The organism is Flavobacterium chungangense LMG 26729 (genome assembly GCF_000735715.2).
Taxonomy (GTDB): Bacteria; Bacteroidota; Bacteroidia; order Flavobacteriales; family Flavobacteriaceae; genus Flavobacterium; species Flavobacterium chungangense.
The window spans coordinates 115,156-127,486 of the sequence record NZ_JASY01000003.1; the positions used below are offsets into that span (position 1 = coordinate 115,156).

A 12,331-nucleotide genomic window follows, 5' to 3' on the forward strand; every position below is an offset into this window, starting at 1 on the left:
AAAATTATTTTTTGACTCTAAACAACTTATTTTCAATTCTGTTAATGAAAGAAAAGAAATTTTCATTAATTGATTTTTAACTATCTGTCAGACATTTCATTAATGAAAAATTCTTTTATTGTTATGTATAATTCTTAGTTCTGCTTGTATTTTGAAGCTTCTAAAGCTATATCTTTTACCGACTGTGTGTCGGCAACTTTTTGCAAAGCAATAATATAGGCAGCTATACGAGGTGTAACGTTATGTTTTGCTGCAACTCTGAAAACAGTTTCAAAACCTTTTTCTAAAATATCTTCCAGTCGCTTGTTAATTTGATGGATTCTCCAGGATTCCAAAAGCGAGTTCTGAAGCCATTCGAAGTATGAAACCGTTACCCCACCTGCATTCGCCAAAATATCCGGAACAACCAGTACATTATTATCATGCAGAATTTTATCAGCATCAGACGAAACAGGGCCATTGGCACCTTCTACTATTATTTTTGCTTTGATATCACCTGCGTTTTTTTGTGTAATTACATCTTCTTTCGCAGCAGGAATCAGCACATCAACATCCAAAAGCAATAACTCTTCATGTTTGATCGCAACAGAGTTTGGATAGCCTTTGATACTTTTATTGTTGAGGTTATAATACAAAATCAGTTCCGGAATATTAAGTCCTTCCGGATTATAAAACGCTTCTGAAACATCACTTACGGCAATCACTTTTAATCCTTTTTCATATAAAAATAAAGCTGAATGTAATCCAACATTTCCAAATCCCTGAATGGCAACTGAAGATCTGGCCGGTCTTAATTTTAATTTTTGCAGTGCCAGAAGCGTAATGATACTTACCCCTTTTCCTGTTGCTTCTACCCTTCCCAAAGAACCCCCTGAATGCAAATGTTTTCCTGTTACCACAGCATGAATCGTTTTTCCGTGTACCAAAGAAAACTCATCCATTAGCCAGCCCATTTCGTCCGGACCTGTTCCCATATCCGGTGCAGGAACATCTTTTTCCGGGCCAAAAATATCAGATAATGCTTTTGTATACGCTCTTGTAATTTTTTCTAATTCTGTTTTTGAATGCTCTCTCGGATCACAAATAATTCCACCTTTTGCTCCTCCAAACGGAATTCCGGTTACAGCAGATTTCCACGTCATCCAGGCAGCCAGTGCTTTTACCTCATCAAGGTTTACAGCTTTATCATAACGTATTCCTCCTTTTGATGGTCCTAACGCCGTATTATGAATTACCCTGTAGCCTTCAAAATTTTGAATTTTACCATTGTCAAGTGTAATCGAAAAATTTACAACAATTTGTTTTTCCGGTTTTTGTAATTTCTGTATGATCGAATCATCAAGGTTTAAAATATCGGCTGCGATATTAAAACGATCAATCATAGACTGAAAAGGATTCTGTTTAATTATTTCTAGGCTCATAATTTTTTAGTTTTAAGATTTTATTCAATTGATTTTGAAATTTTATATTTTAAAGTCTTCTGTTATGTACAAAAGATGTTTACGTTTTCCTGTCTCTAATTACTGTAGCTGCGACATGGGATTTTCATCAGACAGCATTGCATCAGTGTATTGGTGTATTTATTTGATCTCATATCTATGTTTTTAAATAAATTCTAAAAAAAGCCTTTCACGGGTATGAAAGGCTAAAAAAAAAAATAACTAACAAGTACTTTCTCTATTAACGCCATTTCAAGACATGATTCAACATACAGCACATCGTGGAGCTGCAATTGAAAGACATCATATGTTGGCTATAGTTCTTCATTGTTATGGCAAATTTATAAATATATTTTATAAATTCTATAGAATTGGTAGAGTTTATTTTAAAAAAAGCAAAAATATTTACAAAAACCTTGTAAATTAAGCTTTTACAAAAGAATAAATTTTACCTTATTTGAGAAAAAACAATGAAAAAAATCGAAATTAAGGCTAAAATGATCCCAATAAAATTGATTTTAGATAATTTTTCCCTGAAAAAAAAGATTCCGACAAGAGTTCCTAAAACAATTACACCCATATTCATTCCGGCAAAAACTGTCGACGGATTTTCAGAAAATGCTTTATGTGCTTTAAGATAAAATAGGATGTTTCCAAAATTAAAAAGACCTACCAGTGCTCCAAAAAGAATATTTTTAGATTCAAATTTTACATTTTTGGAGACATACATATAAATAGCCACAAATGTAGAAACCAACAAAGCAATACAAAAAACAACAAATAATGAAGTTGTGTAAGGTAAAGCGTTATAGAGTGCAATTTGTTTAAAAAGAACATCAATTAAACCAAAACCTAATAAAACTATGGCCGGATAATGCCATTTATTCTGCTCATTTTGGGTTGGTTTTCTTAAAATGAGTAAAAGTGCAAAAAAACCAGTTACAAGTCCAACTAACTTATAAAGATTGAATTCTTCTTTAAAAATAAACCAGGCAGCCAGTATTGGAATAAAGAGTGATAATCGTTGAGCAGCATCTGTTTTTACAATTCCCATATGTTTAATGGATGTTGCTAAAAACAAAAAAACAACAGGCAGCAGAAAACCAACTGCCAAGTAAATATTCCACGGAGCGTTTGTGGTAACCTCGACCAGATTTGGAGTAAACGAAAAATAACAAAATAGTAGTGCGAATACATAATTGAAAGTAATTATCTGAGCCGGATTGCAATTGTAATTACGTATTATTTTAAAAATGACACCAACTGTCACACTGCAAATGATACTTAAAACCAGAAATAACATATTACTATTTTTACTGTAAAAGTAGTGTTTAAACTCATTCAAAAAAAGCAGAAGATTACCAAAACTTCCCTCAAACTTTAATGTTCTGTATGCTTTTTAATTTTTAGCGGCTACTACATTTTTTACTTTCTTAGCAAAAATATGATTCGAATTAAAAACCAATACCGCCAGGAAAATAATACTATATGCCAGAATCTGTAGCGGAGTTATTTTCTCTTTATAAATAAAACAAGCCAGACCAAAAGCAATCATCGGGTTAATATTTAACAGCATTCCAACTGTTGAAGAATTGATTCCACCCAATGCATATAAATTTAAAAACAACGGTATAATTGTAAAAAATACAGCAATGGTTTCGATACAAAAATAAAACGTAAGTTCAGTAGGTACCGGACCGCTATATGCCGGATAAAACGGTACCAGCAACAAAGCCGCCACAGATATATGGAATGTCAGGATAATAAACTTGTCAAAGCCTTTATTAACACGCTGGCTTACTAAATAACACGCATAAGTAAATCCGATAATGATACTAAAAAACATATCCATAATGTCTGCATACGACAACAATAAACAGCCCGAAATACTTAATCCAACCGAAAGCCATTGTGTTTTTCCCAGTTTTTCATGCAGTACAAAATAGGCCAGCAGAGTTGTTAAAATTGGGCAAACCAAATATGCAAGTGAGGTAGCTTTCACACTTACATGGTTCATTACATAAATAAATGTAAACCAGTTGGCCATTAGAAAGAAGCTTCCGCCAATATTAAGTAAGATGGTGTATCTCTTTTTAGAAGCAGATAAAGAATTGAAAACCTCAATTGTCTCCTTAATTTTTTTGCGTTTGAACAAAAAAGCAATTAACAACATTAAAATACTACAGCTAAAAACGCGGTAAAATAAAATATCCATTGAAGCATATTCATGAATTGGTTTTAGCACAAGACTAAAAAATCCCCAAACGGTGTAAGCAGTAATCGCTGCCAGGTAATATTTTGTAGTTTTCATGATGTTTCTTTTGATGTATATCTGATGAAGCAAATTTCTTAAAAATAAAACAGCAATACAGATACAGTTTTTGTAAATTGCACCATAACAGTTTTATTTTATGAAATCACCAAAATCGTATAAACTGAAAGAATAAAAATCGCGATACGATGTTTCATTAAACACTATTATCTCATATGAAAAACTCAAACTACCTGTATTTACAATTTGCCGATGTTATTGAAAAACAAATAAAATCGGGTCTTTTAAGTGTGGGAGACAAATTACCTTCGATTAGGGAAGTATGTGCAGAAACAGGCTACAGCATGAGTACGGTCAGTAAAGCGTATTATGAAATCGAAAGCAGATCTCTAATCGAATCAAGACCACAATCGGGCTATTATGTAAGCAATATTTCGGCAAGAATTGTTCCCGAACCAACAGCCAGCTCCCCTATTCTGACCACACAAAATATTGAAAGAGAAGATTTAATTGATTTGGTTTATGGAAATATGACAGATAAAAACGTTACCATGCTTTCATTAGGTTTTCCATCAAATGAACTTCTTCCGATAGCAAAACTAAACAAGGGCATGGTTCAGGCAATGCGGCAACTACCCAATAGTGGTACCAGTTATGAAGAAATACAGGGCAATGTTAATCTTAGAAAAGAAATCGCACGCTGGTCTTTTGCATGGGGAGGATCCCTAACGGAAGATGACATCATAACCACTCCGGGCTGCGTGAGTGCGATATCACATTGCTTAATGGCGGTTACAAAACCGGGAGATACTATTATTACAGAAAGCCCCGTCTATTTTGGCGTTTTACAGCTGGCGAAATCTCTAGGTTTGTATGTCATGGAACTGCCCACCAATATAACAACGGGAATAGAATTAGATGCTTTAAAAAAAGCTATTTCGACTAAAAAAATTAAGGCTTGTGTGTTAATGAGTAATTTCAGCAATCCCTCAGGAAGTATGATGCCTAATGAACACAAGGAAGAAACCGTACGCTTAATGGAATTACATAATATTCCGTTAATTGAAGATGATATTCACGGTGATTTATATTTTGGCTCAGCCAGGCCAACAAATTGCAAAACGTATGATAAAAGCGGAATCGTGATGTGCTGCAGTTCGGTTTCTAAAACTTTGGCACCGGGATATCGTGTAGGCTGGGTTATTCCGGGGAAATTCAAAAAAGAAATTTTACGGACAAAATTATACCATACCATCTCTTCACCTACCATTACACATGAAGTTGTGGGTGATTTTTTGAAAAACGGCCGCTATGAAAATCATCTTCGTAAAATTCGCCAGATCCTGAATCATAATTGCAGTAATTACATCAACACTATTTTAGAATCTTTTCCAAAAGGCACAAAGGTAAGTCAGCCACAGGGCGGTTTTTTTCTTTGGATCGAACTCGATAAAAAAATAGATACTGCCGAATTTTATCATTTGGCCATGAAACACAATATCAGCATTGCTCCGGGTCGTATTTTTTCTTTTCAGGATCAGTTCTCCAATTGTATGCGTTTGAGTTTTGGTTTGCCATGGACAAATGAATTACGTCAATCTATACAAACACTAGGTAAACTGGCTGCCAAAAGTATTTAAAATTAACACATAACGACATCGTTTTTCTTTGTACATAAACACACTTACTTATATACAAACATACAGCTATATTGAAAATCCAGATTTTAAAAGCCTCTTTTAATTTAGACTTTAATCTATTCATCTGTGTGTTTCAAATATCTATTAAACCAAAAAAACCGGACAGTACAACTACTCACTGTCCGGTCAACAATTAAAATACCAAAATTAACTTTAATTTATAAAACAAAATAAGCGTTGCTGTCCACTTTTTTAGGTTCGTCTTCTAAATCAAACTCTTTTAGAATATCAAATTCGCTTTGATATTCATTCAGCATTTGTTTAATATTTTTTTCGATTGTGTTTGCAATAGTCGTAACAGGTGTGTCTGTTGGCCTGTTTTCGAAAGGATCCTGTAAATGAATTGCCATTCTTTCGATTAAAAAGAAAGCAGCGGCAATAGCGACAATTAATGGAATAGCAAACCAGCTCAATACACTTGTTAATCCAAAAGGCAGTAACAAAATAAACAAACACAGTGTTAATCGGATATACATGCTGTAAGTGGTTGGAAAAATGGTGTTTTTAATTCGTTCACATTTACCCATTTCATCGCATAGTCTCGACAAGGTATTATCAATTTCTACCTGTTGATACATATTGATTCTTTTGTCATTTTTTGCATTTCGAAGATCACGTGCATGCAGCATCAAAATCGCATTTGGTATATTCTGATGATTTTTGATGTACTTTAATTCCTCTTCACTTATCAATCCCTTAAGTGGTTTTATGGCATCTTTATTTCTAAGTGCCTGACCTAAACTATAGCACCATGCAATTTGTCTTTTAGCAAAATTCTCTTTGAATTCACTGGCTCCAACAGAAAAATCAGGATCTTTATAAAAGGTTAAAACCTGGCGGATTAATGTTCTGGAATCATTTACAATTGCTCCCCATACAATTCGGGCTTCCCACCATCTATCGTAAGCCTGATTGGATTTAAAGGCTAATAATAACGATATAATTGTACCAATCATGGTTGGAATAGCAATCGGAATATCTACAGGAAGCGTAACAAAATAGTGGTGAAAAACCTCAAATACTATAGTGTATGCGGCTACTAGGGCAAGTTCTACTTTAATTTTCCCGAGAACGTACTTCATTGGTATTCTTTTCTTTAATAACATATTTTCGGTTTTAAATTAATATTACAGCGATTGAGTCTTAGTAATTAATGAATAGTTATCAGTTCTGTATTTTTTAAATATTTATTGAGTTCAAAAGCTAATTACTATTCACTAAAACTATTAAACCAGCTCCTCATATAATGAAAGTATCGGAAGCCCGAGTTTTTCATTAATGTTTTGTTTTTTTGTTTTTTTAAATTTGATTTTTTCTCCTTTTCGGGTTTCAACCAAAAGATCAATTTCGTATTTTGAAATTGCTTCAGATAAAGGCGTCATATTTTCGAGATCTTCAGTTTTTGAAGCCTGACTTACAATTTCATAAGAGAAATTATCATTAAGAAACTGCTGTACATCTTTTACATGCATGTTGGCATTGCTATTTTCAATATAAAGTGCTTTATTGAAATCTTCCCTGAATTGTTCGTTGCCTAAATGCAGAATTGGGCATTTTTGATTTCCTGCTAATTGTATCAGATAATGATGAATACGCTTGGTTTCCTGTTTATACGAATTAGATAAGATTATTAATTTTACAGAAAAATGCTCAATAATCCCTCTAAAAACAGGAGAAGAAATCCCGTATTGATTATGAATTTTAATTTTGCAGTTTTGAGTATGATCGATCATATACCTGCAGGTTGCTAAAACCTCTTCCTGACTTTTGGTTAGTCCGGTTCGCATTTCTCGCAAAAAATTAGATGATGAAAAAGAATCGGGTGTTTCTGCAATCATCATTAAAACAATTTCACAATCTGATTTTTTTGCTTGGTTTATCGCCCATTTTACAGCAGAAATTGTATCGTCTTTTAAAGTAGTGGGTATAAGGAAATTTTTCATATGTATAATCTTTTAGTATATACAGACAAAATAACTACCTGAAAATTAGAAGGGTCTTAATCTAAAATTAGAATTTTCTAAGATTCAACATTAGAATTTTTAATGTTCCTCTTTTTAATGTTTGATTTGTTAAAAATGATAGTCACAATCGTTCCTTTATCCTGTTCTGATTGTACCTGAATTTCCCCATCATGCATACGGATAATTTTGGAAGCCAGTGGAAGCCCCAACCCGTAACCAATATATTTGGCTGCAATTTTTCCTCTGAAAAAAGGCTCATACAAATGCGGGATATCTTCTGGCGGAATCCCTATTCCGATATCATTGATCGAAATTTTTATTGCCTCATTATTGGCTGAAAGCGTTACAAAAACCTCATTATTATCAGAATATTTTACACCATTGGTAATAATATTATTGATGGCCAGTTCTAAAAGTGGTTTGTTGCACGGAATCAACAACAAATTGGAATCTTTAGGGGCAAAATTAAGTTTGATACTCACGCGGTTGTCAGGAAAAATTTTATCCAAATCTGACTTAACTTCCAATAATAACTCATCGATTCGGGCAATATCCAAAACTTGTTTGTTTCCGTCGTACCCTGTTTGCGTTAGCTTAAGAAGGCTTTCAGTTAAATTTCCTAATCTGGAAGCCTGACTGTAAATATTCTCTAATGACTGAACATATTCTGAAACCGGACGTTCTTTCATCAACATAATTTCAGCTTCAGCAATTATGGTTGTAATCGGCGTTTTTAACTCGTGTGATGCATTGTTAATAAAATTTGCCTGAATTTCAAAAGAAGTTTCAAGTCGGTCCAGCATGTCATTGAACGTTTCTGTAAGATCTGAAATTTCATCAGCATTTTTAACTTCCGGCAATCTGTTATGGAGATTCGAAGCACTAATTCTATTTACTTCTTTCGTAATCCTGGCTACTGGATTGATCACTCTTTTTGCCAAAAAACGTCCTAAAAAGAAGGCCAGCAGTATAAAACCGATGCCTCCAAACAGCAATATCTTTACAATATAAACGGTTGTCGTTTTCCCTCTTCGATCACGTGCCCCAACAATTACAATATATTTTTGATCTCTTTCTGTAAAAACCTGACCTAAATAATATTTGCTGTTAATCTCAAAATAATCTTTGCCGGTCTGCAGAATATTGGAGTAAAATTCATTCGGTAGATTTAATTTAGTGTTATAATCAAAACTATTGGCACTGTTGATTTTAAGAACATATTCTTCTTCTTCAATAAGTTCTTCGAGCCCGTTTTTCTTTAAATTACTGTAATATTTTATTTTTTCGGGATCATGCTGAAAATGAATAGAAGCCACAATTTTAGACCTGTCTTCAAGTCTTTTTAAGAAATGATAACGATTATTTTCTCTAAATAAAACGAATACAATTATACTCAATAGCAAAGTACTAAAGGTAGAAAGTGCTACGTAAGTAAAAGTAATTCTTTTTCTAATATCCATTTTATGGCTGTATAACATAACCCAAACCTTTCATGGTATGAATAAGTTTGGTTTTGAAGGGTTTGTCTATTTTTTTTCTTAAATACGTAATATAAACATCAACAACGTTTGTATTCATATCAAAATTAATATCCCAGACATTATCCAAAATCTGATCCCGCGATACAATCCTGCCACTGTTTTTCGCTAAATAATACAGTAATTTAAATTCTTTGGCAGTTAAAATTATCTGTTCTCCATCTCTTTTAACCGTTTTTGCACGGCCGTTTATTTCGAGATCGCCAATGGTGATGACATCGACTCTGTCTATATCCTGATTGGCTCTTCGGTTCAATGCATTTACTCTTGCATCGAGTTCTCCAAATTTAAAAGGCTTAACCAAATAATCATCAGCACCGGCATTGAGTCCTGTAACAATATTCTCAGAAGTTCCAAGGGCTGTCAGAAGCAAAACAGGTACAAAGTTTTTGCTGGCACGTAATCTTCTGCAAATTTCAATTCCGTTAACATCCGGAAGCATTACATCTAAAACTACTACATCAAAAGTATAATTATGAATCATTTCCAATGCCGTTTTACCATCAAGAGCAACGCTGACATCGTTATTATTTTCAGCGAATCCTTTTCGTAAAATGGAAAGTAGATTTGGTTCGTCTTCGACTATGAGTAATTTCATTTGAATAAATGTATGAATAACAAAAATAAGGATTGAAACGTAAATACAAATTACTTAAACCTGAATTATGATTTTATTATGAAGAAAATAAAGAAATAAACTACTATTCAAAACAAATTAATCGCTTTTAAGCCAGCCTGTAATACTCATTCTCGTATTTTGGGTCACCAAAACTTCATGTACCAATTCATTGCTTTTAAAAAACACTGTTTTTCCCTGAGTTGGTGAAATCTTTTGATTATTATTTTCCTGATGAATCATCAATTCCCCACCATCAGATTCTTTCCAATTACTATTGAGATAACTGATCATGGAATATTTCCGACTTGGATTATTTTTAAACTGATCCAGATGTTTTAGGTAAAAATCACCTTTTTCATATAAGGAGTAATGAAATTCATAACCCGTGATTCCGGCGTAACAACTCTCATTTAGATAAATGATAAAGGCCTCGATCTGGGCAAAAAAAGCATTTTCAAAAACATTGTTATGTGTTTTATCTAACCAATAAATAGAATCGCTCCTGATTGCGCCATCGTAAGAAAGCTTTTCTGAATTTCCAATTCCAGCTTCTGACAGCAAAATCTTCTGATTTAAATCGAGTAGATTTTGTTTAAGATTATCAGCTAATTCTTTACTTAAAAAATGCTCTGAAATACCTACTTTATTTTCAATATAACTCGCAATCAAATCTTCGAAACTATTTTCCATTTATTGTTTGGGAAAAACTGCAAATACAGCCAACGTAGCAAGGTAACCGAAATAAAACTGGGAATGGCTGTTTTTGGAAATAATAAACCCGACAAGTTTTTTTGCAACCTGTCGGGTTTGATATCTTTTATGAAAATTACTTTAGAACTTCAGCACCGGCTACAGCTACAGTATGATCGTTTTCAACACTGCTGCCACTAACTCCAATAGCACCAATAATTTCTCCATTTGAATTTTTAATCAGAACACCCCCCGGAAAAGTAATTAATCCTCCATTTGAATGTTCAATGTTATAAAGTGGTGCTCCCGGCTGCACTGCATCTACCAAAGCAGCAGTATCCATAGTAAACCAGGCAGCTGTTTTGGCTTTTTTATGAGAAATATCTATCGACCCAATCCATGCACCATCCATTCTGGCAAATGCAACCAGATTGGCTCCGGCATCTACCACACAAATGTCCATTTTTGTATCAATTTCTACGGCCATATTTTTTGCTGCAGCTATTGCTTTTTCAGCTTATTCCAATGTAATATTCATAATTATTCTTTTTAATTTGGTTATTTAAACTATAATTTACTGATATAACTTCCGTACATATCCTTAAACTGATGGCCTGTTGCAAAACGATCTTTGCTTAGTTTTTTATGTTCTACCAATGCCCACAAAATGAATTCTTTCATGAAATACTGATCTTTTTTATCTAATTGAGACTGATATTTTTTTACTAATATATCTAAAGGAGTAACCTCATCCAAAATATTTTGATATTCGCTATCGGAAGCTTCATCCAGTAATTCGAAACCACTTTCTGCAAAGAACCATTCAATTAAATCAGAATATGGTGTTTTTTCACCGGGTTTTTCTAATTTTTCAATCTTCGGAAAGAAATCAGAAAATAAAGTTTTAATAGCAGAACCTATTAAATTCTGGGCTACAACTGCCGCTCCCTCCTGCTCTCCTTCATACACCAATTCTACTTTTCCTGTAATCGCAGGAATGATTCCAATAAAGTCTGATAAACGAAGTGTAGTTTTATCAACACCAGAAATTAAAGCGCGACGCTCTGCGGTACTAATTAAATTTTCAAAGGCTGTAATACTCATTCTGGCACTTACACCACTTTTATTATCGATGTATTCACTTTCTCGTGCTTCAAAACTTATTTGTTCTAAAATATCTCTCGCGAGTCCAGGAACATATACTATATCTGCCTGATTTTCATCCAGCTTTGCTTCCTGCTCTGTTATGGTTCTGGCAATTGCTACACTTTCCGGATAATGTGTCAGGATCTGCGAACCAATTCTATCTTTTAAAGGCGTTACAATGCTTCCCCGATTGGTATAATCTTCAGGATTTGCCGTAAAAATAAATTGCATATCAAGCGGCATTCTCAACTTAAAGCCTCTAATCTGAATATCTCCTTCCTGTAAAATATTGAATAATGCTACCTGAATCCTGGCTTGTAAATCCGGCAATTCATTAATCACAAAAATACAACGATTCGCTCTCGGAATCATTCCAAAATGTATCACGCGATCATCTGCGTAAGACAACTTCAAATTAGCAGCTTTTATAGGGTCAACATCTCCTATTAAGTCAGCAACCGTTACATCTGGCGTTGCTAATTTTTCAAAGAAACGCTCACTCTTGTACAGCCATGAAATTGGGGTTTCATCCCCTTTTTCGGCAATTAAATCTTTAGCAAAGCGTGAAATCGGATTGAAAGGATCGTCATTAATTTCAGAACCCGTCACAAACGGAATATATTCATCTAATAATTCGATCATTTTACGCGCCAGTCTGGTTTTAGCCTGACCGCGAAGTCCTAATAAATTAATATTATGACGAGATAAAATAGCGCGTTCCAATTCCGGAATTACGGTATTCTCGAAACCATGAACACCTTCAAAAACCGGTTTTGCAGATTTAATTTTTTCACGCAGGTTATTTCGTAATTCGTCTTTTATACTTATGCTTTTATATCCTGCAGCTTTTAATTGTCCTAATGTCTTTATATTTTTTATTTCCATTTTTATTGAAATATCGATTGTTTTATTACATTTTGATTTAGAATGGTGTTAGATTCACAGCAATGCATCTCTACAGAA

At 33.7% G+C, this 12,331-nt stretch carries 11 protein-coding genes; 1 reads left to right on the forward strand and 10 read right to left on the reverse strand.

The window, feature by feature from the left end:
- Positions 1 to 134 precede the first annotated feature (134 nt).
- The 3 genes from JE46_RS08165 to JE46_RS08175 all read right to left on the reverse strand — a co-directional run bounded on the left by JE46_RS08165 (position 135) and on the right by JE46_RS08175 (position 3,750).
- Positions 135 to 1,421, reverse strand: coding sequence for a Glu/Leu/Phe/Val family dehydrogenase (locus tag JE46_RS08165; protein ID WP_031454777.1), 1,287 nt, complete (start codon positions 1,419 to 1,421; stop codon positions 135 to 137).
- A gap of 466 nt (positions 1,422 to 1,887) precedes the next feature.
- Complete coding sequence (locus JE46_RS08170) at positions 1,888 to 2,742, reverse strand: DMT family transporter (RefSeq protein WP_031454778.1); 855 nt, start codon at positions 2,740 to 2,742, stop codon at positions 1,888 to 1,890.
- A 96-nt stretch (positions 2,743 to 2,838) separates the two neighbouring features.
- A complete protein-coding gene (locus tag JE46_RS08175; protein ID WP_031454779.1) occupies positions 2,839 to 3,750 on the reverse strand; it encodes an EamA family transporter in 912 nt (303 codons plus the stop codon).
- Positions 3,751 to 3,926: 176 nt separating this feature from the next.
- Between JE46_RS08175 and JE46_RS08180 the strand changes: the two genes are divergently transcribed.
- Positions 3,927 to 5,351, forward strand: a complete 1,425-nt coding sequence (locus JE46_RS08180) for an aminotransferase-like domain-containing protein (RefSeq protein ID WP_031454780.1) — start codon at positions 3,927 to 3,929, stop codon at positions 5,349 to 5,351.
- A 218-nt stretch (positions 5,352 to 5,569) separates the two neighbouring features.
- On the opposite strand, the gene JE46_RS08185 is transcribed toward JE46_RS08180, so the two are convergent.
- The 7 genes from JE46_RS08185 to JE46_RS08215 all read right to left on the reverse strand — a co-directional run bounded on the left by JE46_RS08185 (position 5,570) and on the right by JE46_RS08215 (position 12,253).
- Positions 5,570 to 6,517, reverse strand: coding sequence for a bestrophin family protein (locus tag JE46_RS08185; RefSeq protein WP_031454781.1), 948 nt, complete (start codon positions 6,515 to 6,517; stop codon positions 5,570 to 5,572).
- 120 nt (positions 6,518 to 6,637) lie between these two features.
- Positions 6,638 to 7,354, reverse strand: a complete 717-nt coding sequence (locus JE46_RS08190) for a universal stress protein (protein WP_031454782.1) — start codon at positions 7,352 to 7,354, stop codon at positions 6,638 to 6,640.
- Between the two features lie 77 nt (positions 7,355 to 7,431).
- Positions 7,432 to 8,835, reverse strand: coding sequence for a sensor histidine kinase (locus JE46_RS08195; protein ID WP_031454783.1), 1,404 nt, complete (start codon positions 8,833 to 8,835; stop codon positions 7,432 to 7,434).
- Between the two features lies 1 nt (position 8,836).
- Positions 8,837 to 9,511, reverse strand: coding sequence for a response regulator transcription factor (locus tag JE46_RS08200; RefSeq protein ID WP_031454784.1), 675 nt, complete (start codon positions 9,509 to 9,511; stop codon positions 8,837 to 8,839).
- A gap of 117 nt (positions 9,512 to 9,628) precedes the next feature.
- Entirely contained in the window at positions 9,629 to 10,222 is a 594-nt protein-coding gene (locus JE46_RS08205; protein WP_031454785.1) for a 2OG-Fe(II) oxygenase, read from the reverse strand.
- 136 nt (positions 10,223 to 10,358) lie between these two features.
- Positions 10,359 to 10,727, reverse strand: a complete 369-nt coding sequence (locus tag JE46_RS08210) for a GlcG/HbpS family heme-binding protein (RefSeq protein WP_262494096.1) — start codon at positions 10,725 to 10,727, stop codon at positions 10,359 to 10,361.
- A 62-nt stretch (positions 10,728 to 10,789) separates the two neighbouring features.
- The gene (locus JE46_RS08215) at positions 10,790 to 12,253 is read right to left on the reverse strand and encodes an AAA family ATPase (protein ID WP_031454786.1); all 1,464 of its coding nucleotides are present in this window, start codon (positions 12,251 to 12,253) and stop codon (positions 10,790 to 10,792) included.
- Positions 12,254 to 12,331 lie beyond the last annotated feature (78 nt).

Bases quoted from the DNA above. Each gene is read 5' to 3' on its own strand.
- JE46_RS08165 (WP_031454777.1), bottom strand. From the start codon at position 1,421: ATGAGCCTAGAAATAATTAAACAGAATCCTTTTCAGTCTATGATTGAT.
- JE46_RS08170 (WP_031454778.1), bottom strand. From the start codon at position 2,742: ATGTTATTTCTGGTTTTAAGTATCATTTGCAGTGTGACAGTTGGTGTC.
- JE46_RS08175 (WP_031454779.1), bottom strand. From the start codon at position 3,750: ATGAAAACTACAAAATATTACCTGGCAGCGATTACTGCTTACACCGTT.
- JE46_RS08180 (WP_031454780.1), top strand. From the start codon at position 3,927: ATGAAAAACTCAAACTACCTGTATTTACAATTTGCCGATGTTATTGAA.
- JE46_RS08185 (WP_031454781.1), bottom strand. From the start codon at position 6,517: ATGTTATTAAAGAAAAGAATACCAATGAAGTACGTTCTCGGGAAAATT.
- JE46_RS08190 (WP_031454782.1), bottom strand. From the start codon at position 7,354: ATGAAAAATTTCCTTATACCCACTACTTTAAAAGACGATACAATTTCT.
- JE46_RS08195 (WP_031454783.1), bottom strand. From the start codon at position 8,835: ATGGATATTAGAAAAAGAATTACTTTTACTTACGTAGCACTTTCTACC.
- JE46_RS08200 (WP_031454784.1), bottom strand. From the start codon at position 9,511: ATGAAATTACTCATAGTCGAAGACGAACCAAATCTACTTTCCATTTTA.
- JE46_RS08205 (WP_031454785.1), bottom strand. From the start codon at position 10,222: ATGGAAAATAGTTTCGAAGATTTGATTGCGAGTTATATTGAAAATAAA.
- JE46_RS08215 (WP_031454786.1), bottom strand. From the start codon at position 12,253: ATGGAAATAAAAAATATAAAGACATTAGGACAATTAAAAGCTGCAGGA.